General features: G+C 61.9%; 29 protein-coding genes. 13 read left to right on the forward strand and 16 right to left on the reverse strand.

The window, feature by feature from the left end:
• Window positions 1–16 precede the first annotated feature (16 nt).
• Complete coding sequence (locus GOX53_RS10545) at window positions 17–682, reverse strand: hypothetical protein (protein WP_171176055.1); 666 nt, start codon at window positions 680–682, stop codon at window positions 17–19.
• A 174-nt stretch (window positions 683–856) separates the two neighbouring features.
• On the opposite strand from GOX53_RS10545, the gene GOX53_RS10550 reads away from it, so the two are divergent.
• Together GOX53_RS10550 and GOX53_RS10555 are read left to right on the forward strand one after the other, a co-directional pair.
• Window positions 857–1,177, forward strand: coding sequence for an antibiotic biosynthesis monooxygenase (locus GOX53_RS10550; RefSeq protein ID WP_171176057.1), 321 nt, complete (start codon window positions 857–859; stop codon window positions 1,175–1,177).
• Window positions 1,178–1,345: 168 nt separating this feature from the next.
• Entirely contained in the window at window positions 1,346–1,753 is a 408-nt protein-coding gene (locus tag GOX53_RS10555) for a universal stress protein (protein ID WP_171176059.1), read from the forward strand.
• Window positions 1,754–1,804: 51 nt separating this feature from the next.
• On the opposite strand, the gene GOX53_RS10560 is transcribed toward GOX53_RS10555, so the two are convergent.
• The 6 genes from GOX53_RS10560 to GOX53_RS10590 all read right to left on the reverse strand — a co-directional run bounded on the left by GOX53_RS10560 (window position 1,805) and on the right by GOX53_RS10590 (window position 5,344).
• Complete coding sequence (locus tag GOX53_RS10560) at window positions 1,805–2,275, reverse strand: aminoacyl-tRNA deacylase (RefSeq protein ID WP_171176061.1); 471 nt, start codon at window positions 2,273–2,275, stop codon at window positions 1,805–1,807.
• Between the two features lie 227 nt (window positions 2,276–2,502).
• Window positions 2,503–2,865 carry a hypothetical protein gene (locus GOX53_RS10565; RefSeq protein ID WP_171176063.1) on the reverse strand — a complete coding sequence of 121 codons (363 nt, stop codon included), beginning with the start codon at window positions 2,863–2,865 and terminating at the stop codon, window positions 2,503–2,505.
• A gap of 171 nt (window positions 2,866–3,036) precedes the next feature.
• Window positions 3,037–3,519 (reverse strand): HugZ family protein, encoded by a 483-nt coding sequence (locus GOX53_RS10570; RefSeq protein WP_171176065.1) that lies wholly within the window; start codon window positions 3,517–3,519, stop codon window positions 3,037–3,039.
• A 55-nt stretch (window positions 3,520–3,574) separates the two neighbouring features.
• Window positions 3,575–3,913 (reverse strand): transporter, encoded by a 339-nt coding sequence (locus GOX53_RS10575; RefSeq protein ID WP_171176067.1) that lies wholly within the window; start codon window positions 3,911–3,913, stop codon window positions 3,575–3,577.
• Between the two features lie 482 nt (window positions 3,914–4,395).
• Window positions 4,396–5,019 (reverse strand): GNAT family N-acetyltransferase, encoded by a 624-nt coding sequence (locus GOX53_RS10585; protein ID WP_254446528.1) that lies wholly within the window; start codon window positions 5,017–5,019, stop codon window positions 4,396–4,398.
• A gap of 13 nt (window positions 5,020–5,032) precedes the next feature.
• Window positions 5,033–5,344 (reverse strand): ETC complex I subunit, encoded by a 312-nt coding sequence (locus GOX53_RS10590; RefSeq protein WP_171176068.1) that lies wholly within the window; start codon window positions 5,342–5,344, stop codon window positions 5,033–5,035.
• A 179-nt stretch (window positions 5,345–5,523) separates the two neighbouring features.
• Between GOX53_RS10590 and GOX53_RS10595 the strand changes: the two genes are divergently transcribed.
• The 4 genes from GOX53_RS10595 (at window position 5,524) to GOX53_RS10615 (ending at window position 10,686) form a co-directional block, all read left to right on the forward strand.
• Window positions 5,524–5,985: an SRPBCC family protein gene (locus tag GOX53_RS10595; protein WP_171176223.1), complete on the forward strand. Its 462-nt coding sequence runs from the start codon at window positions 5,524–5,526 to the stop codon at window positions 5,983–5,985.
• A gap of 88 nt (window positions 5,986–6,073) precedes the next feature.
• A complete protein-coding gene (gene uvrB, locus GOX53_RS10600; RefSeq protein ID WP_171176069.1) occupies window positions 6,074–8,260 on the forward strand; it encodes an excinuclease ABC subunit UvrB in 2,187 nt (728 codons plus the stop codon).
• A gap of 189 nt (window positions 8,261–8,449) precedes the next feature.
• The gene (locus tag GOX53_RS10605; protein WP_171176070.1) at window positions 8,450–9,514 is read left to right on the forward strand and encodes a hypothetical protein; all 1,065 of its coding nucleotides are present in this window, start codon (window positions 8,450–8,452) and stop codon (window positions 9,512–9,514) included.
• A 380-nt stretch (window positions 9,515–9,894) separates the two neighbouring features.
• Window positions 9,895–10,686 (forward strand): formate/nitrite transporter family protein, encoded by a 792-nt coding sequence (locus GOX53_RS10615; protein ID WP_171176071.1) that lies wholly within the window; start codon window positions 9,895–9,897, stop codon window positions 10,684–10,686.
• Window positions 10,687–10,756: 70 nt separating this feature from the next.
• On the opposite strand, the gene GOX53_RS10620 is transcribed toward GOX53_RS10615, so the two are convergent.
• The 6 genes from GOX53_RS10620 to GOX53_RS10645 all read right to left on the reverse strand — a co-directional run bounded on the left by GOX53_RS10620 (window position 10,757) and on the right by GOX53_RS10645 (window position 15,249).
• Window positions 10,757–11,110 carry an MmcQ/YjbR family DNA-binding protein gene (locus GOX53_RS10620; RefSeq protein WP_171176072.1) on the reverse strand — a complete coding sequence of 118 codons (354 nt, stop codon included), beginning with the start codon at window positions 11,108–11,110 and terminating at the stop codon, window positions 10,757–10,759.
• A 28-nt stretch (window positions 11,111–11,138) separates the two neighbouring features.
• The gene (locus tag GOX53_RS10625; RefSeq protein ID WP_171176073.1) at window positions 11,139–11,579 is read right to left on the reverse strand and encodes a hypothetical protein; all 441 of its coding nucleotides are present in this window, start codon (window positions 11,577–11,579) and stop codon (window positions 11,139–11,141) included.
• A gap of 123 nt (window positions 11,580–11,702) precedes the next feature.
• On the reverse strand, window positions 11,703–11,948 hold the full coding sequence (locus tag GOX53_RS10630) for a zf-TFIIB domain-containing protein (protein ID WP_171176074.1): 246 nt from the start codon (window positions 11,946–11,948) through the stop codon (window positions 11,703–11,705).
• A 108-nt stretch (window positions 11,949–12,056) separates the two neighbouring features.
• Window positions 12,057–13,142, reverse strand: coding sequence for a glycosyltransferase family 2 protein (locus GOX53_RS10635; RefSeq protein ID WP_171176075.1), 1,086 nt, complete (start codon window positions 13,140–13,142; stop codon window positions 12,057–12,059).
• A 44-nt stretch (window positions 13,143–13,186) separates the two neighbouring features.
• Window positions 13,187–13,801 carry a TetR/AcrR family transcriptional regulator gene (locus tag GOX53_RS10640; protein WP_171176077.1) on the reverse strand — a complete coding sequence of 205 codons (615 nt, stop codon included), beginning with the start codon at window positions 13,799–13,801 and terminating at the stop codon, window positions 13,187–13,189.
• The gene (locus GOX53_RS10645; protein ID WP_217351735.1) at window positions 13,801–15,249 is read right to left on the reverse strand and encodes an amidase; all 1,449 of its coding nucleotides are present in this window, start codon (window positions 15,247–15,249) and stop codon (window positions 13,801–13,803) included. The genes GOX53_RS10640 and GOX53_RS10645 overlap by 1 nt, the downstream gene beginning before the upstream one ends.
• 247 nt (window positions 15,250–15,496) lie before the next feature.
• Between GOX53_RS10645 and GOX53_RS10650 the strand changes: the two genes are divergently transcribed.
• Both GOX53_RS10650 and rpsD read left to right on the forward strand, forming a co-directional pair.
• The gene (locus GOX53_RS10650) at window positions 15,497–16,081 is read left to right on the forward strand and encodes a hypothetical protein (RefSeq protein WP_171176079.1); all 585 of its coding nucleotides are present in this window, start codon (window positions 15,497–15,499) and stop codon (window positions 16,079–16,081) included.
• A gap of 274 nt (window positions 16,082–16,355) precedes the next feature.
• A complete protein-coding gene (gene rpsD, locus GOX53_RS10655; RefSeq protein WP_171176081.1) occupies window positions 16,356–16,976 on the forward strand; it encodes a 30S ribosomal protein S4 in 621 nt (206 codons plus the stop codon).
• A gap of 179 nt (window positions 16,977–17,155) precedes the next feature.
• Here the strand turns inward: rpsD and GOX53_RS10660 are convergent, their stop codons facing one another.
• Entirely contained in the window at window positions 17,156–17,341 is a 186-nt protein-coding gene (locus tag GOX53_RS10660) for a hypothetical protein (protein ID WP_254446529.1), read from the reverse strand.
• A gap of 323 nt (window positions 17,342–17,664) precedes the next feature.
• Window positions 17,665–18,126 carry an Lrp/AsnC family transcriptional regulator gene (locus GOX53_RS10665; protein WP_171176085.1) on the reverse strand — a complete coding sequence of 154 codons (462 nt, stop codon included), beginning with the start codon at window positions 18,124–18,126 and terminating at the stop codon, window positions 17,665–17,667.
• A gap of 102 nt (window positions 18,127–18,228) precedes the next feature.
• Between GOX53_RS10665 and GOX53_RS10670 the strand changes: the two genes are divergently transcribed.
• The 4 genes from GOX53_RS10670 to GOX53_RS10685 all read left to right on the forward strand — a co-directional run bounded on the left by GOX53_RS10670 (window position 18,229) and on the right by GOX53_RS10685 (window position 22,569).
• Window positions 18,229–19,644: an aminotransferase class V-fold PLP-dependent enzyme gene (locus tag GOX53_RS10670; protein ID WP_171176087.1), complete on the forward strand. Its 1,416-nt coding sequence runs from the start codon at window positions 18,229–18,231 to the stop codon at window positions 19,642–19,644.
• Between the two features lie 65 nt (window positions 19,645–19,709).
• Window positions 19,710–20,795 carry a histidinol-phosphate transaminase gene (gene hisC / locus GOX53_RS10675; RefSeq protein ID WP_171176089.1) on the forward strand — a complete coding sequence of 362 codons (1,086 nt, stop codon included), beginning with the start codon at window positions 19,710–19,712 and terminating at the stop codon, window positions 20,793–20,795.
• Complete coding sequence (locus GOX53_RS10680) at window positions 20,792–21,712, forward strand: prephenate/arogenate dehydrogenase family protein (RefSeq protein WP_171176091.1); 921 nt, start codon at window positions 20,792–20,794, stop codon at window positions 21,710–21,712. Before hisC ends, GOX53_RS10680 begins: the two co-directional genes overlap by 4 nt.
• Window positions 21,712–22,569, forward strand: coding sequence for an extensin family protein (locus tag GOX53_RS10685; RefSeq protein WP_371810281.1), 858 nt, complete (start codon window positions 21,712–21,714; stop codon window positions 22,567–22,569). Before GOX53_RS10680 ends, GOX53_RS10685 begins: the two co-directional genes overlap by 1 nt.
• 4 nt (window positions 22,570–22,573) lie before the next feature.
• Here the strand turns inward: GOX53_RS10685 and GOX53_RS10690 are convergent, their stop codons facing one another.
• Window positions 22,574–23,575 (reverse strand): DUF2125 domain-containing protein, encoded by a 1,002-nt coding sequence (locus GOX53_RS10690; protein WP_171176094.1) that lies wholly within the window; start codon window positions 23,573–23,575, stop codon window positions 22,574–22,576.
• Window positions 23,576–23,643: 68 nt separating this feature from the next.
• Between GOX53_RS10690 and GOX53_RS10695 the strand changes: the two genes are divergently transcribed.
• Window positions 23,644–24,174 (forward strand): gamma-glutamylcyclotransferase, encoded by a 531-nt coding sequence (locus GOX53_RS10695; protein WP_171176096.1) that lies wholly within the window; start codon window positions 23,644–23,646, stop codon window positions 24,172–24,174.
• Window positions 24,175–24,201 lie beyond the last annotated feature (27 nt).

Genomic DNA, 24,201 nt, shown 5'->3' on the forward strand with positions numbered 1-24,201 from the left:
CGGCCTGCCCGACCGCTCAGAAATCGCGCCACAGGGCGATCTTGAGCCCGGGTTGGGATTTCAGCGCGTTTTGTTCGATGCCGAGCACCCAGGTGCTTTTGAGCAGTTTCGGACGGTAGATGAGCGACGGCGTGACGCTCCAGTAGAACGGTTTGCCGGGGACATAGCTTGTCTCGACCTGCAGAAGCGGGTCAAGAAGCCTGCCGGAGGACAAGCCGGTTGTCAGGTCCAGTTTGCGGATCAAGGGCTGGTTTGTGCGGTACTCTAGGGCCGTATCGACCGCGATCCAGCCGTTTCCCCAGCCAGTGTTCAGACCTTTGCCATAGGACAGGGTCGCCTTGTACATCGGCGCCCATGTCGTTTGCCAGTGATAGGCGCCGGCGCCCAGTTCGGCGGCAAAACGGCCGGCCTTGCCGAAATCGTGGATGGGCAGACGCGCGAACAGCAGGGCGTGGCCGCTGAGCCCCTGATGCTCGTTCACGTCGAGCCCGAGCGTGACCCGTTCGAAGGCGCCCCATTCCAGATAGAGCGAGGATTTGTACTCGTAGGCGTATTTGTCCAGCCGGTGGACCGTGGTGGTCGCGGCGACAAAGCCGGTGCCCTTTTCGCGCAGCCAGGCCCCGGCACAAGCCGGTTCCGTGGCCATCAAGGCCAGGATTATGGCGAGCAAGGTACGGCGCATGGGTCCCCTTTGCGGGCAACCATGCGTCAACCTTGGTTAATGGATGGTTAGCCGCCGAATCTAGCGCGCGCGGCAATTGGCCGGAAATCCCGGAAGTGGCTGGATTGACGCAGAAAATTGCGAGCAATCCGAAAAAGCTGTGTTAGGCTGAAGGCGAGACAAGGGAGGAAACCCATGCCGAAGATTTCCAAGGAAGCAACCGTTCAGACCGTCATCACCACGTTCGAGATGACCCCCGGCACCTGTCAGGATCTGCTTGAGGCGCTGACCGATGCCTATGCCAATTTCATCTCGAAACAGCCCGGTTTCATCGCAGCTGGTCTGCACGTGAACGACGCGCAGACCCGGATCGCCAACTATTCGCAATGGCAGCGGCGCGAGGATTTTCTGGCGATGCTGCGCACCGACGAGATGCGCGACCGTAACCGCAAGATCAATGAGCTGTGCAAGAGCTTTGAGCCGGTCATGTATGACGTGGCCGAAACCTTTGGGTAGAACGGCGGCAGGCATATCTGAAGCGTCGGCGCCGCTCTGTCCTTTCGCGGTGCCGCAATCCGAAAACCGGCGCCCACTTTTCGGATTGCGCACCAAAGCTGATTTGAATCAAGGCTGAACGGGTTGGGATCGTACAGGCTGACTGCATCTGAAAAGGAGGCGTGAGTCATGTATCACAACATCCTTGTCCCGATCTCTTTCGATGAGGAGCGGGATATTTCCGGCCCGATGAAGCTGGCCCAGCGTCTGGCGACCCAAGATGCGCAGATCACGCTCATGCATGTGGTCGAACACATTCCCGACTATGCGATTTCCTACATGCCGGTCGAATACCTGAGCGAGGCGCGCAAGGCCATCAAGGAGGAGCTTGACGGGTTGGCAGCCAAGCTGCCCAACGCCAAGGCCGAGGTGATCGAGGGGCATTCGGGCCGGTCGATCCTCGACTGGGCCGAGACCAACAAGCCCGACCTGATCATTCTGGCCTCGCATCGGCCGGGCATGCAGGACCTGTTTCTGGGCTCGACGGCCACACATGTGGTGCGCCACGCGCAATGCGCGGTGCTTGTGGTGCGGTAGACCCTGTTGCAGATGACCGGACCCGCGAAGGACCGGTCGCGCCGTCAGGGATCAGTGCACGCAGCAGAACGAGCCGTGGTCGGCATCCTGCATTAGCTGGTCGAAATCGCTGCCTTTCATCTCGATCAGCGTCTTGTGGTCCCCGGCCTCGAACCAGATCTTGTCGAGCCCCGACAGGCTGTCATCGATGATCGTCGGCACGTCATAGGCTGCGCCCACCGGAGGGGCCGCGCCCAGATCGCAATCGTCGAAGACCTCTTCGACATCCGCCTCGGGCGCCAGGCCGATGCGGCGGGACAGGAGCGCCTGCAGGGTTGTCAGATCGACCTGGTGGTTCGAGGGGACAACGGCCAGCATCGGCCCTTCTTCCAAGTGGATCAGAACGGATTTGGCAAGATGGTCGCCGGGCACATGAGCCGCCTCGGCGCATTCGCTGGCGGTGGCGGCATAGGGGTGGCGGACCATATCGAACGGCAGGCCCTGAGCTTCGAGGTGGTGTTTCAGACGCGCGGCAATGGTCATGGTGTCCTCCGTAGAGCCATTGGCGACCCGGTCCGCGTAAGTGGCGCAGCCAGGCGCCATGAGTGGATGTGAGGCGGACAGTGTGCGCCCGTTGCCCGAGTCGGGCAAGCCCGGCTCAGTGTAGAAGGTCAGATGATTTTGACCTTCACGTCATGAACTGACCTGAAGTGCCAAGATGCGCTTGAGGGAAAGGTCTGCAAGGAGCCCAAAGAGGTTGGGCTTCTAAGCTAATCCGGACTTGATGTCGGCGCTTTCATTCCGATGTATTCTACTTCGCCAACTTCTTCAAACCGAGCCACCCATTGAGAGGCCAACTGCTCGGAAATTCCCAAGTTTTTTGACACCTTCTTTGTGAATGAGTACTCGGTGCGATTGGGTGACATTCGCGAGAGCATTGTTAGATGCCGAAGCCGCGCCTGCTCGAACCCATTGAAAAAAGCCCCAAATTCTTCGACCTGCATGCCCAAATGATAACGCAATGCCTTGCGAATAAACATCTCTTCAAATCCGTTTAGCTCAAGCCGCGCGCAGTACTCGGTCGCGCGCTCTCCTGCGTGTGGTGGCAACTCTTTGTAATCTGGAAGTTTCATAGCGCGTTCTTTGTTTGAGTAATTCATGCCAAAACGTTTGAATAGTATTTTGCAAACGTCAACGGCGGCCCTGTCCGCGCTGCCGCCATTGGGTCGAAATTGCCTGAGCTGCTTCACTGATTTGATTCAGAAAACCCGTATTTCGAGTCAAAGCTCAGCGATGTTCCACACTCAGAGGTCTTTGGGCGTCAGCAGGAGTGCCTTGCCGAAACCGCCATTGAGCAGGCCGTCGATGACCATGAAAGTCACAAAGCGGAAATCGGCGAAATCCGCGTAGAGTTTCGCCTTGGGGCGCAGGCTCAGGTAGTGGTCGCGCAGGGTCAGGTGTTCGGCTGTGGGGCGTTCGATAAGGCGGGCGGTGCAGTGCAGCGTCAGGCGCGGGTGGGTGAGCGGGTCGCCCTTGGGGCCGGGCTCACCGATCAGCAGGGCGCAGGCCGGATTGGTGGTGAGGGCCTGGGTGTGCGGGGCAAGGTCCGAGATCAGCGAGACGGGGCGGCCTTGTGCATCCGTGGCCAGCGCGATGCGGGTGACCGAGGGCAGCGTGGTGCCCGGGCGCAGCACGGCCAGCGCGGCGTGCGTGGCATCCCTCACCAACTCGCGGGCGAGGGAGCGGGCGGCGTCATCGGCGGGCTGGAACGGGTCGGGTTTTGCCATGGCCCCGTTTTGGCATGGGCGTCCCGGTTCCTCCAGCCGAATGTGCCGTTCCGGATCAGGCGATGCGGACCATCAGCATCATGGCCAGCAGGGCACAGACGATGCCCAATGCCTCGCGCGCGTGGAGCTTTTCGTCGAAGAACCAGACTCCGAGCCCGCAGAGCGCCAGCAGCGAGAACATCGAAAACGCCACCCCCGCCTGCGCTAGCGTTGCGTGGCGCATACAGACCAGCCAGAGAAAGGCCGATGCGGCATAGATGAGGCTGCCTCCGACCATGTGGCGGGAGGTCAGCGGCAGATCGCCATCGGCTGCAATTTTGATGAGGTAGTCGCCGCCGAGAACGAAGAGAGCCGTCAGCATGGCGAGACCGTAACCGAGAAAAAGATGAAGCATGAACGCGCTCCGGTTAATCGTAAATCATTGAAATATATGGCCCGAATTGGGTGGGCCGGCGAAAATAATGGCCCATTATCCAGGCTTTGGGGGCGATGTGTCAAATTCGGGCGCCGTCGGGGGTGGGTTTTGGGGCGCATTCTGATGGTCGCGGGCGGTCATGGCTTCGCCACAATGGCCCCCTAGGTTGCGCCAATGAGCGACCAGAACGCATCCAGCGACGCGAAGAGTCCAAACCGCCGTGTCTCACGGCGGCAGCGTCGTGCCGAGGCCTTGCGGGCGCGGGCTCTGTCGCCTGCGCGGATCATCCTGTCCGTGCTGGTGGGGTTCCCGCTGATGACCGCCAGTGTCGCGCTGGGCGTCTATCTGCGCACCAGCCCCTATGAGCCCGCAGAGGCGGTGCTGCATCTGATTGCGCGCGCCGGGTGCGATGCGGCGGAGTCGGTCGGGATGGCCCCGGCCTATCGGGGATGGCCGGGATATCACGCGCGCAACGATGTGGACGGGGACGGGGTGGCGTGCGAGCCGCAGCGGCAGGCCGAGCAGGTGGCTGCGCAGCCGCAGGATACGAGCCCGGCACAAGCGCCTGAACCACGGCAGCGGACCGTTGGCGGGGCAAAGTTCGTTCGCCCGTAGGATGGTGTCAGCTCCAGCCGCATGAAGGCGCTGTTGGGGTCGGGTTCGTATCCGTGGATCGGGCCGCAATAGCTGTATCCCAGTGCCTCATAGAGTTTGCGGGCCGCGTCATAGTCGGGCAGATGATCGGCTCCGGTTTCCAACACCAGGGCCGAGATACCCTCGGCGCGCGCCTGATCGGCCAGGTACTGCATCATCCGCCGCGCCAGCCCGCGTCCGCGCGCGGCGGACACGATATGCACCGACTTCACCTCTGCCGTGCCGTCCGGTAGCGCCTTGAGCGCGCCGCAGCCCAGAGGGGTGGCATCGTCATAGAGCGCCCAGAACCGGATGCCGGGTTCGCGCAGGGCGGCGATGTCCATCGTGTGATTGCTTTCGTCCGGCCCGGCCTGCTGGCTGTGGGCCAGATGCGCGGTCAGGATCGGGCGGAGATCGTCTGCACCCGGATCGGTCTCGCGTATCTCGATCATGCGAGGGGGCCGTTCAGTGGGTCCAGGGGCCACGCCGGTCGGTGGCGAAGTTTTCGCCATAGCCACGCGGGCGCAGGTTGGGTTTGCGCTTGTGCGGCTCGCACACCTCGGCCTCGATCCCGTGCGCTTGCGCGTAATCCAGCGCCTCTTCCTTGGTGTCGAATTTCAGGCGCACCTGGGTCTGGGTGTCGGAGGAAGAGGTCCAGCCCATCAGCGGATCGACCTCGCGCGTCGAGGCGGGGGCATAATCCAGCACCCATTTGCGGGTCTTGGCCATCCCCGAGGTCATCGCATTCCTGGCAGGCTGGTAAATCCGTGCGCGCATGTCGCCTCTCCGTACTCACTTGGCTGGGCTCGTTTATGCGTCAGAGCGGGGGCGGGGACAAGATCGCAATTGTCACGGGTCGGCAAACTGTCCGCCACTGGCTGGCGGGCCTCTCTGATGTCAGAAACTGTCATGAGGGGCTTTTATGTTTCAAGGTGACCCAAGATGAGGACAGCAAGATGATTCACCACGAAAGAAGCCGCGACATCGATGCCCGGCCAGAGGCCGTGTGGGCCGTTCTAAGCCGGTTCATGCATATCGACGAATTTGCGCCTCAGGTAAAATCCGTGGACACCTTGACCAATGGCGAGGACGGTATCGGATCGAAGCGGCGTTGCCATTTCGAGAATGACACCTCTCTGGTTGAAGAAGTCACCAACTGGCAGGTCAACCGGGGCTACAGTGTTGAGCTGTCCGATATGGCAGCGATGCCTTTGCACGAAGCCCACGCGGCGATCGCCATCGAACCGCTGGCAAATGACAAATCCCGCGTGATCTGGTCCATGGACTATCGCATGAAATATGGCCCCTTTGGCTGGCTGATGGGGCAAACGCTCATGAAGGCGATGATGGGCCGTATCCTGGATGCAAACTTGGAAGGACTGGCCCATCGGGTGAATTCAGGGGGGCAGCCAGCATGATGTCAGGTTGTTCGGATTCAATGCCAGATCAGGTCTTGCAGTTGGACAAAATAAGAACAAATGTAAGGGCCTGACCCGGAGCCTGCCCATGCCCTATGCCCATTCCGACAAGACCCAGCTGACCGCCGACGATGTGCGGGCGCGCCTCAAGCTTGAGGGCGGCAGGCGGTTTGTCATGCATACGGAGTTCAACCCGGCAGGCGATCAGCCCACGGCGATTACCGAGTTGGCCCAGGGGGTTCAGGACGGCGAGCAGGATCAGGTTCTGCTGGGGGCGACGGGCACAGGCAAGACCTTCACCATGGCCAAGGTGATCGAGGAAACCCAGCGCCCAGCGATCATTCTGGCGCCCAACAAGACGCTGGCGGCGCAGCTCTATGGGGAGTTCAAGGGCTTCTTTCCCGAAAACTCGGTCGAGTATTTCGTGTCCTACTACGACTATTACCAGCCCGAGGCCTATGTGCCGCGGTCGGACACGTATATCGAAAAGGAAAGCCAGATCAACGAACAGATCGACCGGATGCGCCACTCGGCCACCCGGGCGCTGTTGGAGCGTGACGATGTGATCATCGTCGCCTCGGTGTCCTGTATCTACGGCATTGGCTCGGTCGAGACCTACGGGGCGATGACGCAAGACCTGAAAATCGGCAAGGATTACGACCAGCGGCAGGTGATGGCTGATCTGGTCGCCCAGCAATACCGCCGCAACGATCAGGCGTTTCAGCGCGGGTCCTTCCGGGTGCGTGGCGATTCACTGGAAATCTGGCCCGCGCACCTTGAGGACCGCGCCTGGAAACTGTCCTTTTTCGGTGAGGAACTGGAGCAGATCACGGAATTCGATCCGCTGACCGGCGAAAAGGCCGACACGATGGACCACATCCGGGTCTACGCCAACTCGCATTACGTGACGCCGAAACCGACAATGCAGCAGGCGATCATCGGCATAAAAAAGGAACTGCGCATCCGGCTCGATCAACTGGTCGGCGAGGGCAAGCTGCTGGAGGCGCAGCGGCTGGAACAACGCACCAATTTCGATCTGGAAATGCTCGAGGCCACCGGCGTCTGCAACGGGATCGAGAACTACTCGCGCTATCTGACGGGTCGCGCGCCGGGGGAACCGCCCCCGACGCTCTTCGAGTTCATCCCCGACCACGCCATCGTCTTTGCCGATGAAAGCCACGTGAGCGTGCCACAGATCGGCGGCATGTACCGCGGCGACTATCGGCGCAAATTCACGCTGGCCGAACACGGGTTCCGCCTGCCGTCCTGCATGGACAACCGACCCCTGAAATTCGAGGAATGGGACGCCATGCGCCCGCAATCCGTCTTCGTCTCGGCCACGCCTGCCGCGTGGGAAATTGAACAGACCGGTGGCGTCTTCACCGAACAGGTGATCCGCCCCACCGGGCTCTTGGACCCCGAGGTTGAAATCCGCCCTGTATCCATGCAGGTGGACGACCTGCTTGACGAGGTACGCAAAGTCGCCGCCAACGGCTTCCGCACGCTGGTCACCACGCTCACCAAACGCATGGCGGAGGATCTGACCGAATACCTGCACGAACAGGGCGTCAAGGTCCGCTACATGCACTCGGATATCGACACGCTGGAACGCATCGAAATCCTGCGCGACCTGCGCTTAGGCGCCTTCGATGTTTTAGTCGGCATCAACCTGCTGCGCGAGGGGCTCGACATCCCCGAATGCGGGCTGGTCGCTATTCTGGACGCCGACAAAGAAGGCTTCCTGCGCTCGGAAACCTCGCTGATCCAGACGATCGGCCGCGCCGCGCGCAACGCCGACGGGCGGGTGATCATGTATGCCGACAAGATCACCGGCTCGATGGAACGCGCCTTGAACGAGACCAACCGGCGGCGGGCGAAACAGCTTGCCTATAACGAGGAACACGGCATCACGCCGGAGACGGTGAAAAAGAATGTCGAGGACGTTCTGGCCGGTCTCTACGAAGGCGACGTGGACATGAACCGCGTCACCGCCACCATCGACAAACCGATGCACGGTGCCAATCTCGAGGCCCATCTGGAGGGCCTGCGCGACCAGATGCGCAAAGCCGCCGAGAACCTGGAGTTCGAAGAGGCCGCCAACATCCGGGATGAGATCAAACGTCTGGAAGCGGTCGACCTCGCCGTCGCCGACGACCCCATGGCGCGGCAATGGGCGGTGGAGAAAGCCTCGGAGGACGCTGTCAAGTCTCGGGGGCGGTCTACGGCTGGCAGGCCGGGGCAGCGGGGTGGGAATGTGAAGCGGCGGAAGCGGTAGTTTTCCGATTGCTTGGCCTGGCGCAAGAAGGTGTTTTGTAAAGACTCCGGTTGAACTGAGCCGCTCTGCGCTTGTCAAAGTTGTTTTTTGTAAGTTATCAGACGACCTCGGTGAAATGTAAGCTGCGCTGCCAGCTTCGAATCCTGGCAGTGGCGATTTCCCCATGCATCACTTGATAGAGGTAACTACGTGAATTGGCGCCTGCTAGTTAGCGATGTCTCCGCCAGAATCATCGGCGTTTTTGGTTTTTACGTAACCGTGCTAACAGCGCGAACCTGGTTCACGATTCCATACGGCCCAAATGTTGGAAATATCCTTGGTATGGGGTTTTCCGTTCTCTCTCTGATTTTAACTGCGGCCTACCTGTTGCCAAGATTTCATGATCTTGTCATTGAGAGAAGTTTTCGGGCTTCGGGACGGGTACCGCTTGTTCTGGCCAGTGTGCTCTGGTTACTTCTTTCAGTATGGGTTTTACAAACGAGTATTGATGATGGCAAACCTCTGTTGCCTACTGACTGGCAAGAGTTCGTATTGAAACATGTGACTCCGTGTATGTTTTTTCTGTTCGGCTTGACCATTTTTCCCATTGGGTGGGCATACTCCGGGGCTAAACAGCGTCTTGGCGATCCGGGCGAACAAAGTGCTTTGGTGCAAGCGAAAAGTACGGACTTTGAAACAACAGCTTACCGTAAACGCGATATCTGGGACCATTTGATTGACGCCCCGGTTGTCGTTGTTTTGCTAGGATCTGCGCTCGCGTACCGGTTTGGAGACACCATATCGTCTGGCCCCTTCAAAGCTTGGGTCGACAGCAACTATCTTCTGAGCTTTCTGGTGATAGGTGCCATGCCTTGGGCGATAATGCTGATCCGGACTTGGGTGCGCCCGCCGTTGAGGCAACAGGCAAAACTAGGAGTAGGAATGAAGATTATAGCGTATGCCATTGGTTTACCCTTCATATCTTTCGTTCAGTTTTTTGTGACTACGAGCCATGGGATCCCTTGGGTTTGGAATGCTGTAACCCAAAATCCTGAAGCGACAATTTTCTATCAGGTCGTCGATATTGAGGAAAGAGGGAGGTTTCGTGGCTGTATTGAATTTAAAACACCGGACAAATGGAATCACAGGTTCACGAATTGTGGGTTGGACTCTTATTGGGCCGGCCGGCTGGAAACTGGCGATCTCATCGAGGCGACGGGTGAGTTAAGTGGGTTTGGGCATACATTTTCCCGAATCGAAGCCGTCTCTAATTAGTTGGCCCATGATGGGTGCCAGTTAACCATTCCGGGGCTACCCACACACATGATGGGGTATAACCCCATCCTACAGGCCCAACTCCGCGCGCTTTTTCTTGGTCATCCCGGCCACGACCAGATCATAAGACGTCACGATATGCTCGCGCAGGGAGGTGTCGCTCATGCCGCGTTCTTCGTAGACTTGCAGCCATTTCATCCCCCGAGACGCCAGATCGGCGGTTCCGACGGAAGAAGCATCGGCTGCGACCGCGTCAATTCCGGGGCATTCGGAGACAAGGTAAGGGGTTCGTAGGACGCGTCAAAACAGCCTTCACGTCGGCCCGGCAATCTTGATCCCAATCAATACGCTGGCGCGCGGAACCGGCCATGCTGTCGTGTATGACACAGCCAAACCCCACCGGTCTCGACGCGTATAAGCCAGCGCAGATCGCTGAGCTGGTCGAGTCCGCAGGCGTTGCCAAGGCGCATCTGTCAGTCAGCCAGACGCTGACGCTGGCCATTCTCGCGGGCATCTTCATCGGGTTTGGCGGCGCGGCTTATACCATGGTTATGACGGGTGTCGATCCGGGGTTCGGGCCGGCCCGGTTTCTGGGTGGCGTGGTGTTTTCGTTGGGCCTGATCCTGGTGGTTGTGGGCGGCGCCGAACTGTTTACAGGCAACGCGTTGATGACCATCGCGGCGGTGGATCGAAAGATCTCGATGCAGGCCCTGTTGCGGAATTGGGGCCTCGTTTACCTGGGCAACCTGATCGGGGCCGTGGCGCTGGCGCTGGCTTTTGCCGTGACCGGATTACTGGACGGACCGATGGGAACCACGGCAACGACCATTGCAGACGCGAAGGCCGGGCTTTCGGCAGCGCAGGCTTTCGCGCGCGGCATCCTGTGCAACGCGCTGGTCTGCCTTGCCGTCTGGCTCAGCTTTGCCGCGAGGTCGGTCATGGGGAAGGTTCTGGCGGTGCTCTGGCCCATTTCTGGCTTTGTGCTTCTTGGGCTCGAACATTCGATTGCCAACATGTACCTGCTGCCGCAGGGTGTCTTGTCCGGAGCCGAAGTCGGCTGGGTGCTTGCGTGCCGGAACCTGTTCTGGGTCACACTGGGCAACATTGCCGGCGGCGCGGGTGGTGTCGCGCTGGCTTATCGTTTTGCCTATCTTCGCAAGGTCGCTTCGTGACAAGCGTAGGATGGGTTTGTAGCCCATCACTTCGGAGATGGGTCACCGCATGATGGGTTGAAAACCCATCCTACAGGCCCAACTCTGCCCGCTTTTTCTTGGTCATCCCGGCCACGACCAGATCATAAGACGTCACGATATGCTCGCGCAGGGAAGTGTCGGACATACCGCGTTCCTCGTAGACTTGCAGCCATTTCATGCCCCGCGAGGCCAGATAGGGGGCGGGACGGATGCCGGGCTCACCCTGAAGCACTTCGAAGGCCAGATCGGTGGCCTTGAAGGTGAAGGCATCGTTGCCTTCGTTCCAGCCGCAGATCGCGAATACCTTGCCGCCCACTTTCCACACATCCGCATTGCCCCATTGCACCACGTGCGAGGTGGCCTTGAGGCCGGAGCAGAATGTGTTGAACTCATCCCGTGTCATGGCCGCCCTTCCAGAGCGGGGCGGCCGCCTACCAATTGACCACGGTAAAGTTGACCATTACGCCCTTGTCCTTCTTCTCGAACTGGCGCGGGTCGGCCCAGACCTTGATCGAGACCTTGCCCTTGGTGTCGAGCTTTGGGTCCAGAACAAATTCTGTGATCGGAATGGTGAGCGACGGCACGCCCGAGCCCGGCGGCTTGGGCGCCCATTTGCCGTCCACCTTGGGGACGGGTGTTGTGCCGTCCACCTTCTTGTTCTTCTTGGCCAGCTCTTTCTTGAGCTGATCGGCAAAGAACTTGACGATCGTCTTGTCGACGGACTGGACTTCTTTCTGACATTTCTTGACAAATGCCTTTTCGAGCTTTCCCTTTTTATCCAGTGGCTTGACAGCTTTTCCGATCTTGCGCCCGACTTTCTTGCAGGCGCCCTCCATCTTCTTCTTGGCGGCATTCGGTATCAGATCCGGCATGATTTTCGTCCCAGAAACGTTTCAAACAATGCGCGGATGATATCACAGGGTGGGCGTGCCCGATATGTAGGTATTCCACCAGTTGGGGGCATGCGTGCCAGCGCCCACCGGTGGAGGGACGGTTCAGAAGTCGAACAGGTCGTCGAGGAACCCGCCGCGTTTTTTCTTCTTGCGATAGCCGCGATCTGAACGGTCGTCGTAGCCCTGTTGCGGGGGCGGAGGGGGTGTCGTGTAGGCGGCCGAGCGCTCGATGATCTTGTCCAGCTCGCCGCGATCCAGCCAGACACCCCGGCATTGCGGGCAATAGTCGATCTCGACCCCGCTGCGCTCGGTGATCACAAGGTTATTTCCGTCAATCGGGCATTTCATTCGGCACCTCCGTTTTGCTGCCAAACACAGATGGGAATGCCCAGGTCGTTTTTCATCGGTTCGGAGCGGGATTTCGGTTTGGGGTCAGCAGGATGGGCGGATTTCGTCCTAAGGCTGGTTTGCCGCCCCGTCACGGTCGCGGATCGTCAACTGGTCGCGGATATAGAGGGCGGCCTGTTCCGGGCTGGGGGGGCGGTTTTCGGCCAGAAGGCCGATCTGCCAGGCCAGCCGCAGGGTGTCGAGGTTGTCCCTGACCTGCTGCGCCCGCGCGGTATAGGCGGCATGGCAGGCCTGATGCGCTTCATGAACGCCGGGCAGGGACAGCAGCTCGGCCAGTTTGGCGCGGGTGGCGTCAAGCATGGGCAGCAGGCGGGGGTCCTGCACTGTGTTCCAGTTGCGCTCGACCCAGTAGTCCAGCCCGATCTGCCTGTCCATGTGGTTGGGCAGGCCGCGCTGGCGTTTGACCAGGAACTCCTCGACCGAACGGAGGGAGTAGTGGTTGAGGCCGATCTGGTCCTGCCCGCGCGGGGTGCCGTAGAGGCTGATACGCGCGGATTGGCGGGCGAAGATCGGGGGCAGGGGGGTGCCGTCGGCGGCCAGCCAGCGCGGCAGGTCGGGGCCAGCGTGGCGCTTGGGCCGGTGCACGCCGAGCTTGTCGAAGCAGGCGGGGCGGATCAGCGATTTGAACAGATGTCCCATCGGGAAGTGCAGGTCGGGTGGGGCGGCGGCGGCGAAGCGTTCCGGCGTCAGCCCGTCCTCGCGCGCCTGTGCTCCGCCCGCGCCGTAGAAGCGCCAGGGGATGGTGAGGGCGTCGAAGGGGCCGGATTGGGCCTCGAACGCGGCCAGCAGGTGCTGGATCGTGGGCAGGTCGGGGGGCAGCCAGAGGAACTCGTCACAGTCTAAGAACAGGGCCCAGTCGGCGGCATCGAGAAGCGGATGGGCGCGGGCCAGTTTCAGCGCCTGCCACTGCACGGTTGCTTTGCCCCGGCGTTGAAACGGCGCATGGGTGACGATCCCGGCGGCGGCGAGCGCGTCCAGCAGGGCCGGAGTGCCGTCGGTGCAATCATGGGTCAGGATCAGGAAGTGATCGAAGCCCCGGGGAATGTGGTGGGCCAGCCATTCCAGAATATAGGACCCGTCGTCCCGCATGCAGGTGATGGCGACGCAACGGGGAGGGGCCGGGGTGTCGTTCATGGGGGCAAGTGGTAGCAACCGCACCGATTTGGCGCAAGGCGCGGTTACCCTCGGGACGGGTTCAGCAAGGCTTGCAGCCCGGCCAGTTGGTAGCGCCAGAACAGGCCGATGCTGCGCTCGATGGCGGCGGGGTCCTCATGGTGCAGCAGGATGTCCGCGATGGTCTCGGTTGTGCGGTGGAACAGGCAGCGCAGCAGGCGATGCATTTCAGGGCTGGTGGTCTGGCCGGTCTGGGCGAGATATTCGGTGGCCTGCCGCTGCATCTCGGCGATCATCAGTGTTCGGACATGGGCGTAGCGGGTGCCGTCGGCGCCGCGCAGCAGGATCAGCGTAACGCACCGGTGCTCGACCCAGAACGCCAGCAAGGCGCGGGCATGAGCCGAGCCGCGCGCATCGGCATTGTCCCATTGCTCGATCAGGGTGAACTCGCGCAGCCGGGCGCGGAGCAGCCGCAGCAGGCGGGCGGCGAGTTGCGGGGTGACGACGGCTTCGAACAGGGTCTGCTTGTTGTCGAAATACTTGTAGAGGTTGCTGGTTGCGGTCCCGGCCCGCTTGGCGATCTGGGCGAGACCGGCGGCGGCATAGCCTTGCTCGGCGAAGATCTCGGCGGCGGCGGTTAGGATGCGGTCGCGGACCTCGGGTTTCAGTCGCTGGACCATCAGAGGCCCTGCGCGAGTGCGGTCAGGCGGAGTTGCCACGGAGCCGCATGTTCCAGTTGGAGGGCCAGTGCGAAGAGGCGGGCATCCTGTCCCGGAGCGGCGGCGAAGTGGCATCCGATGGGCAGCCCGTCTGCGGTCTGTCCCAGTGGCACCGACATGGCCGGCCAACCCGCGAGGGAGGCGGGGAAAGTGTAGCTGGCGATGCGCTCCACAAAGGCATTGAGTCTATCCGGGTCCTTGGAGGGATCGTATTGCCCGAGCGGGAAGGCAGCGAAGGGTATGGTTGGGCACAGCATGACGTCACAGGTTTCGGCGGTCGCCGATACGCTTGCCAAAGCGCTTGCCATGACTGCACCGGTTGCGTGCAGCTTGTCCGGTGCCAGCAGGCGTGCGCGTTGAACAAGGGTGCGCGTGTAGGGTTCGAAGCCGTCTTCGTCGAACGCTGGGCCCATCATCTGCGCGAACTGGTCGAAAAAGCCTGCCAGAACGGCCCCGTTGAGGGCAAAGAAGGCTTGTGCCGTGGCGTCCACGTCGAAGACGGGTGGGGCGATGTCAAAGACCTCGTGGCCCAGATCCTCGCACAGGCGCGCGGCAGCCTGCGTGGCTGTGGCGATTTCGGGGTCGGGGGTCTGGCCCCGGCTGTCCTCTAGATAAAACCCGATCCGAAGGCGTTCGGGCGGGTTCGGCGTGGCGATTTCCGTTGGGGACAGGGGGGCTGGAATATTCGGACGTTCGGTGGCTATCAGCCAGTTGGCGCTGTCCCTGACCGACCGGCTGAGGCAATGTTCGCTGAGCAATCCGGCGGTGGGCAGGTCGGCGGGCATCCCGTTGGACACGGTCCTGTCGCGGCTGGGTTTGAAGCCGAAAAGGCCACACAGCGACGCCGGGCCACGGATCGACCCGCCGCCGTCGGACGCATGGGCAACCGGCACCAGGCCCGCCGCCACTGCCGCCGCCGCCCCGCCGGATGAGCCGCCGGGTGAGCGTGTCAGATCCCATGGGTTTCGTGTCGCGCCCTTGGCCGTGGTTTCGGTTGTCCCCAGCAAGCCGAACTCGGAGGTCGTGCTTTTGCCGAGCACGATCAGGCCGCTTGCATCCAGCGCCTCGGTATATGGCGATCCGCCCTGCGCCGGGACGCCGTCGAACAGGCATGTGCCAAACCCAGCAGCATGGCTGGGATAGGGCATCAGGTCCTTTATGAGGGTGGGAACGCCGGCAAAAACCCCGTCGGGAAGTTGCCCGCGCGCACGCGCTCGGGCCTGTTCAAAATTTGTTGATGCGGTCGCGTTGATCTTGGGGTTGATCCGCTCAAAACGGGCGATGGCGTGGTCGACAAGTTCAAGTGCCGAGATCTCGCCGGTGCGAATCAGTTGTGCCTGGGCGGTTGCGTCCATGCAGGTCAGGTCGTCTTGTGTGCAAGTGTCTGGGGATATTGCGGTTTCTGACATGGCTGGGCCCTCCGATGTCTTAAAAGGGAACATATAATTCTTTTTTGAGTGCGGCAATATCCGTTATGTGAACCGCTCTTCCTCAGGCGGTTTTCGGATCGGATTGCCGCGAGGTCTCAGTTTGAATTGACACTCTGGCAACAGTCCAAAGTTTCCGTTGGGGCATGTCTACCCATTTCCGTCCTTGGTTGGTAAAGGAGCCCAAATTGTGCGTAGAGAGTGGTCGTTGTAGTAGGTGGATGGGCACATGAGGGTCGACAGTTGCGACACCTTCGTCATTTCCTGGTCACAAACCGAGCTTGACGGGCTTGAGGCAGCACCTCTTGCTTCGCTTGGTGTTGGTGCGGCCTGGTCATGGCGTGGACGGGTCATTCGGTTGGGAGACCGCAATGGCGTTTCCGAGTGGGAACTGGCGGGCGACCGGTATGGGCGGGCGATCCGTCACGGGCATGGAACCCGGCTTGAGCGTGCTGCTGTCGGCAGCGTAATGGATGCGGCAGGCCGCGCGGGGCATTCGGATCAGAGCTTTGTCGTGACCAATGGCGCCCGCAGCTACACTGTGTCCGTGGTTCACTCGGGGGACGGGGAATCGCCGCTTCTGGTGTTTTACGGGGAGATGCCGCCGAAGGACTCGGATCTTTGGGTCAGCGAATGCGCGGTGAGCCTGCCCGATGTCGAATGGCACATGCAGGCCGGTCAAGCTGTTGTTCTGTTCGCGCCGGGCGTGCGTGCATCGGCCCCGGTCAGCGGCAAGTCCGATCGGCAAGCCCCGCAGGTGGCCATTGCCGAGCCCCGTGTCGCAAATGGCGGAGCTGGCCGGTTTACGGCCTGACCCGCCCGTGAAAATACCGCGCATTGCGATGTTGACTCTGACCGCCGCGCCTATATAAGCGCGGCTTCATTGGTGTTGGTGGCCCCCGCAAGGGGATGCCTGTCATGGGAATTCCGCAGAGGGAAACCCAAGAGGACAACGCCCTTTTAAACGGCGCAAGGCCCGGTTCGGGCTGGTTTGCACGCGACGGTCGAGCGGAAACGCGATTTCGGCCTGAAAAGTGGGAACCGGTTTTCGGATCAAGCCGAAGTGCCACTTATAAAGGAGATCAGCCGTGACCAAACGCACGTCTGCCAAGTATAAAATCGACCGCCGGATGGGCGAAAACATCTGGGGTCGTCCGAAATCCCCGGTCAACCGTCGTGAATACGGCCCCGGCCAGCACGGCCAGCGCCGCAAGGGCAAGCTGTCGGACTTCGGTCTGCAGCTGCGCGCCAAGCAGAAGCTGAAAGGCTATTATGGCGACCTGACCGAGAAGCAGTTCCGCCGCATCTACGCCGAAGCCGAGCGTGTGAAAGGCGACACCGGTGAAAACCTGATCGGCCTGCTGGAACGCCGTCTGGACGCCGTCGTTTACCGCGCCAAGTTCGTGTCGACCGTGTTTGCCGCCCGTCAGTTCGTGAACCACGGCCACGTCAAGGTGAACGGCAAGCGCGTGAACATCCCCAGCTACCGTGTCAAGGAAGGCGACGTGATCGAGGTGCGTGACAAGTCCAAGCAGCTTGCCGTGGTTCTGGAAGCCGTGTCGCTGGCCGAGCGCGATGTGCCGGATTATCTGGACGCCGACCATTCGAAGATGACCGCCACGTTCGTGCGCACCCCCGGTCTGGGCGATGTGCCGTACCCGGTGATGATGGAACCGAACCTAGTTGTGGAATTCTACGCGAAGAACTGATCTTCGCCATCCCGCCGAATTTCGAAAGGCCGCGCAATCCGCGCGGCCTTTTCTTTTGGTTCAAGCCTATTCGTTTGTTGCAATCCTCTAGACCCGGGCCCGGAACGGAAGGCTCGGGTCACGTCCATTGCGCAGGAGAGACAAAAACGGGCAGCCGGTTGCGACTGCCCACTTCACTGTTATTCCGTGGCCGGCGTGCAGACTGTTTCACCGGCATCGGTGCTGGCGACAAGATAGCCGTCCGGGCAGCTTGCATTGCCAACCTTGTCATAGGTCGGTTGTACGTAGACGGGGTCGGGCTCGGGCTGTGCGCAGGCTGTGAGGGCAAGTGCAAATGCGCCGAGAACGGCAAGCTTGAGTTTCATGTCCATCAATCCTTTTTAGTCACCTTATATTCCCCGAAAAAATCGGGGTGTCTCATTAGGATACGTCTTGAATTCCCCTGCGGCAACTTCATCGGCGCTGCGCGGGCCAGGTGGCGATTCACCGCCTAACTGGCCAGAACGATTGAGCTTTGTCGGATCGGATCTAGGATCGGGGTCGCCGGATCGGAGCAATACGGCGTCCTTGAGACAGGCGGGCCTGCGTCGCGCGCTTCGCAACCGGTAGGTGTATGAAATTGCGAAGTTAATCGGGTCTCGGGGGGGCATTCTCCGCTGTGTGGCCCATGGCGCCCGCCGGGGTTTCGCTAAAGCGGCAGCGGGCGCCCTTCGGCAATTGCCTCCATCGCGAAATACGAAGTGACGCTGTCCAGCTCGACCTTCTCGATCAGGCGCTGATAGACCTTGTCATACGAGGCCATATCCTGCGTCACCACCTTGAGTTGATAGTCGTAATCGCCGCCGATTCGGTGGAAATCGACCACTTCGGGGATGGTCAGCACGTGCCTGCGAAAGGCCTGCAGCCACTCGGCCGAATGGTGTCTTGTGCGCAGCATCACGAACACCACCAGGTTCAGCCCCAGCTTCTCACGGGCGATACGCGCGGTCGAGCCGCGCAGCACGCCGGCCTCGTTCAGCGCCTTCAACCGCCGCCAGCAGGCGTTTTGCGACAGTCCCACCCGCTCGGCGAGGTCTCGCTGCGACAGGGTTGCCTCCTTCTGCAGTTCCTGCAGCAGGTTCAGGTCAATTTGATCGATGTTTTTCTCCATGTTGGATCATATGACACAAAATCACGTGAAACGGAATAAAGAAAGGGGAAGATTTCGCAGCTTGTCACGATCACATTGGGTGTATCAGAAGGAGCCCGGAGCATGACCCTTTCCATTTTCCGTGCAGCGATCGAAGCTGCCACTCACACCAACACGCTGCGGGATGGATTGATCGGTGAGAACATCCTCATCCCCGGTCTACGCGGGGACGTGCCGCTTGTGTATGCGGATTACGTCGCTTCGGGCCGCGCGTTGCGGCAGGTCGAGGACTATGTGGTCCAGCATGTGCTGCCGTTTTACGCCAACAGCCACACCGAAGCCTCCTTTTGCGGGTCCTACATCACCCGGCTGCGCCGTGAGGCGCGGGGTGAGATCGCCCGGATGGTCGGCGCCACGGAAGACGATGCGGTGATCTTTACCGGATCGGGCGCCACCGCCGGGCTGAACCGGCTGGTCAGTCTGTTTGGGGTCGCAGAGGCTGACCGGCCGGTGGTCCTGATCGGGCCGTATGAGCATCATTCCAACATCCTGCCGTGGCGGGAGAGCAAGGCTGAGGTGATCGAGATCCCCGAGGCGCATGAGGGCGGCCCGGACTTGCAGGCGCTGGAGGCAGCGCTGATCGCCAACCGGGACTCGGACCTGCTGATCGGGTCTTTCTCGGCGGCCTCGAACGTGACCGGTATCGTTACCGATCCCGATCCGGTGACCCGGCTGCTGAAGCGCCATGGGGCGCTGGCGGTCTGGGACTATGCGGGTGGCGGGCCTTATTTGCCGATGGGGATGGGCGCGGGCGATGCGCGCAAGGATGCCATCGTAGTCTCGCCGCACAAGTTCCCCGGCGGGCCGGGCGCGTCCGGCGTGCTGGTCGTCAACAAGGTGCCCGTGCATCGCGATTGCCCAAGCTGGCCGGGCGGCGGCACCGTGTCCTTCGTCTCGCCCTGGGGGCATGATTACAGTGAGGATTTGGCGGCGCGCGAAGAGGCGGGAACGCCCAACGTGATCGGCGACATCCGCGCGGCGCTGGCCTTTATCGTCAAGGATGTGGTGGGCGCAGAGGAGATTTCCAAACGCGAGGCGCTCTGTAACCGCATGGCGCTGGAGGGGTGGGGTGACAACCCGCACCTGACGCTGCTGGGCGCGGACAAGGCGCATCGGTTGCCGATCTTTTCCTTCCTGGTGCGTGATGCCGCCGGTCAGCCGGTGCATCAGCAGCTTTTCACCCGGATGCTGAGCGATATCTACGGCATTCAGGCGCGCGGCGGCTGTGCCTGCGCGGGTCCCTACGCCCACCGGTTGCTGGGGATCGACCGCGCGGCGTCCGAGGCGTTGCATGCCGATCTGGCTGCGGGCAAGGAGCTGCTGAAACCCGGCTGGGTGCGGCTGAACTTCTCATATCTCATGAGCGAGGAGACGGTGCAGTTCATCATCGACAGCGTCAATGACCTGTCGCGGCGGACGGTTGAGTTCGTGCCCCATTACGACGCCGACCCGGCCACCGCCCGGTTCAAGGCGGCCTGACGGGATTGCCGCTTTTCTCTGCGGGGTGAGACCGGTATGAGGGGCGTGTCTTAGGGAGCCCCGACATGAACAAGATCACTCCGCAACCCGGCATCATGGACATCGCGCTCTATCAGGGCGGCAAGTCCCATGTCGAGGGCGTGGCCGATGTCATCAAGCTCAGCTCGAACGAGAACCCGTTCGGCCCCAGCCCGAAGGCGATCGAGGCGGTGCGGGACAGTGCGGCGCAGTTGCATCGCTATCCCAGCACCGATCATGCCGAGCTGCGGGCGGCGATTGGAGAGGTACACGGGCTGGACCCTCAGCGCATCATCTGCGGCGTGGGCTCGGACGAGGTGCTGCAATTCGTGGTGCAGGCCTATGCCGGTGTCGGCGATGAGGTCATTCATACCGAGCACGGGTTTTCCATGTACCCCATTCTGGCGCGGATGGCGGGTGCGGTGCCGGTCGAGGTGCCGGAGCGGGAGCGGATGGTCGATGTGGATGCCATCCTTGCGGCCTGTACCGACAGGACCCGGGTGGTGTTTCTGACCAATCCCGGCAACCCGACCTCGATCATGATCCCCGGGACGGAGGTCGCCCGGCTGGCCGATGCCCTGCCGCCGCAGGTGATCCTTGTGCTGGACGGAGCCTATACCGAGTTCGTGGACGGGTTTGATGGCGGCGTGTCAGTTGTTGATGGGCGCTCCAACGTGATCATGACACGGACCTTTTCCAAGATCTACGGGTTGGGCGGTATGCGGGTCGGTTGGGGCTATGCGCCGCAGACGATCATCGACGTGCTGAACCGTATCCGGCAGCCCTTTAACCTGTCGGCGACCGCGCTGGCCGCTGCCGAGGCCGCTGTGCGGGACCGGGACTATGTGGATTTCTGCCAGGCCGAGAACGCCAGGTTGCGGGTTTGGCTGGCCGATGCGCTGGCCGAACTGGGCGTGCCATCGGATGCGTCCTGCACCAATTTCATCCTTGCGCGCTTTGCCGATCGGGCCGAGGCCGAGGCTTGTGACGGCTATCTGCAATCTCAGGGTTTGATCGTGCGGCGGGTGGCGGGTTACAACCTGCCAAATGCGCTGCGGATCACCGTCGGCGATGAACAGGCCTGCGCCCGTGTGGTTGCAGCCGTCAAGGCGTTCAAGGGAGGCGCTGCATGAGCCAGGTTTACGACCGTGTGGCGCTGATCGGCCTCGGTCTTATCGCGTCCTCGATGTTCTGGGCGATCAAGCGCGCGGGGCTGGCGGGCGAGGTGACGGGCTATGCGCGTTCGGCCGAGACCCGCGAGACCGCCCGCCGCATCGGGTTGTGCGACCGGGTTTGCGACAGTGCCCGCGAGGCAGCCGAGGGCGCCGATCTGGTGGTGCTCTGCGTGCCGGTGGGGGCGATGGGGGCTGTGGCTGCCGAGATCGCGTCGGTGCTGAAGCCGGGGGCGACGGTGACGGATGTTGGCTCGGTCAAGCGGCACGTGATCACCGCGGTCCAGCCCCATATCCCCCAAGGCGTGCATTTCGTGCCTGCCCACCCGCTGGCCGGGACCGAGCATTCCGGCCCCGAGGCAGGCTTTGCCGAGCTTTACGACAACCGCTGGTGCCTGCTGGTGCCGGTCGAGGGCTCGGACCCGCAGGCGGTGGCAAGGCTGCGTGCGCTGTGGGAAGGCATGGGTGCGCATGTCGATGAAATGGACGCCGATCACCACGATCTGGTGCTGGCGGTGACCAGCCATGCGCCGCACCTGATTGCCTATACGATGGTGGGCGTGGCCGACGATCTGCGCCGAGTGACCGACAGCGAGGTGATCAAGTATTCCGCCGCCGGTTTTCGCGATTTCACCCGGATTGCGGCCAGTGATCCGACCATGTGGCGCGACGTGTTTCTGACCAACAAGGACGCGACATTGGAAATCCTTGGCCGGTTCACCGAGGAGCTGTTTGCGCTGCAACGGGCGATCCGGACCGGGGATGGAGAGCATCTGTTCGATTACTTCACCCGCACCCGCGCCATCCGGCGGGGGATCATCGAGGCGGGGCAGGATACGGATGCACCGGATTTCGGGCGCGGGCAGGTCAAGGCATGATGGGTCGGGCGACAGTTGCGCTGATCGGGGCGCTAGTGTTTTGCGGCGATGCGGCGCTGGCCAATCTTGCGGAAAGCTCATTGCGCCCGCGTCTGCGTGGGACGCCTGAGACTCCCGCGAACGAGGTTGTCACCCGCGCCGCGATCAACGTGACCCCGCAGATCGGGCGGATCAGCCCGCTGCGCCCGCAACTGCGGCCGGTGTCGAAACAGATCCTGATGGCCGCCGCGCGGCCTGTCGACCTGCCGTCACTGGGCCCCGATGTATCGCTGCGCCCGCTGCTTCGGCCCGAGACGCTGGAGCAGGAGGTGCTGTTCAGAAAGCGGCGCCTGCGCAAGGGCTCGGTCTGCGGTGTCATAGAGATACAGGGCAAGAAGGTGGGCGATGTGCCGGGCCGGATACGCGGTTGCGGGGTTGAGGACGCGGTGCAGGTCACCTCGGTCTCGGGTGTGCGGCTCAGCCAGGCTTCGGTAATGGGCTGCGACACCGCCAAGGCGCTGAACCGCTGGGTGGATCGCACGGTGAAACCGACCTTCCGCCGTCGCGGTCCGGTGGTCGAGCTGAAGGTGGCCGCGCATTATACCTGCCGTACCCGCAACAACCGCAAGGGCGCCAAGATCTCGGAACATGGCAAGGGTCGGGCGATTGATATTTCCGCGTTCAAGATGAATGACGGGGAGTGGATCACCGTGCTGAACGGCTGGCGGGGCAAATCGACCCAGGCATTGCTGAAAAAGGTCTGGCGTGGCGCCTGCGGTCCGTTCGGAACGGTGCTGGGGCCCAATGCGGACCGCTATCATCAGGATCACTTCCACATGGATACGGCGCGCTATCGCAGAGGTCCCTATTGCAAGTGATAGTTTAACGCAGGATCAGGCGGGGCGCCGGGCCCAGCGGGATCGGACCCAGGGCCACGAAGCCATCGCGGAAGTTCAGCTGAACATCCAGCGCGTTGGGATTGCCGCCCAGCCCGGCTAGCAGGTTCAGCACCCGTGTGGCCGGATCAATTGCCTGATCGGGCAGGGCGCCCGCCGCGTGCGCCATCGCCAGCATCTCGCGCCAGTTCTCGGCCTTGAGCGCGACCTCACCGGTTGGAATACCTTGCGTGTCCACATCCAGCTTGCCGGTCGCGAACAGGCGCAGCTCCCCCCATTTCATCTCGGCCAGTGCCAGATCGACCCGCACCGGCTGCGGGCGCCGTTCCTCAAGCGCGCTGCGGTCCCAGCGCTTGTCGAACCGCACGGTCATGTCCGCCTTGAGCGTCTGGAAGTTGCGGGGCAGGGCGGTGGATGAGCGCATGAGCCGCCGCAGATCCTCACCCGGGGAAAAGGCGGCAGCTTCGAGGTCGATGCGGTAGGTCTCGGGCGTCTCCGTCTGCTCCATCAGCAGGGTCAGATCACCGGCGCTGGCCAGCGCCTCGCCCTCGCGGCTGATCGACCAGGGCCCCGAGGTCAGGGCCATGCGTTCCAGCGCCAGCGCGACGCCCGGTTGCAGATGCAACTCGGCCTGCATGTCCCGGGCGCTGACGATGGCGGTCTGGTCGAGGTAGGACAGCCGCTGGGGTGTCTCGGCAAAGCGCATGGTCTGGCGGCCCGGCCAGATGGCGGGACTGTCCAACTCCAGCCACTCGGCCTGCCACGCGGTGCCGCTGGACGGATCGGCGAGCGCGGGGCTGGTCAGGCGGGTTTGGTGGCGCGCGGGATAGCCCGAGGTGGCGATCTCGGCGTAATCGGCCTGCCAGCCCCGTGCCTCTTGCGCGGAAAACCATGCCACGATGGCCGAACGCAGCCCGTATCCCGCCACATACCAGTAGCCCGACCATGCCAGCGCGATGAAGATGAGGATGCGAACCAGCCTGCCCATGGGATTTGGCCCCTTTTTCCTGCCACTGAATTGATGTTTATAGACGCAAACAGGCAAGGACCAGCGCGATGACGATGTGGGTTTTCGGATATGGATCGCTTTTGTGGAACCCCGGCTTTCCGGTGGCCCGGCAAGAGCTGGCGACGCTGCACGGCTATGCACGGTCCTTCTGCATGAGCTCGATTCACCATCGGGGAACCGAGGACAAGCCCGGTCTGGTTCTGGCGCTGGATGAGGTGGACGATGCCCATTGCAGGGGGCTGGCGCTGGCGGTCGAGGCCGGACACGAGGACCGCACGCTGGCCGATCTGCGTGAGCGCGAATTGATCTCGTCGGCCTATCTGGAGCGGATGCTGGATGTCGAACTGCACAGCGGCGAGACGGTGAATGCCGTCACCTACGTGATCGACCCGCACCACGTACAGTATTGCGGGGGCATACCGCTGGAGGAGCAGGCCCAGATCATCGCCCATGCGGTGGGCGGGCGCGGCCCCAACACCGAGTATCTCTACAACACCACCGAGCATCTGGCCGAAATCGGGCTGCATGACCCGGATCTGGAATGGCTTTCCCAACGGGTGCGCGCTCTGGTGGCATAAACTCTTGGCCTAACCTGCGTTTCTTCG

The organism is Ruegeria sp. HKCCD8929 (genome assembly GCF_013031405.1).
Taxonomy (GTDB): domain Bacteria; phylum Pseudomonadota; class Alphaproteobacteria; order Rhodobacterales; family Rhodobacteraceae; genus Ruegeria.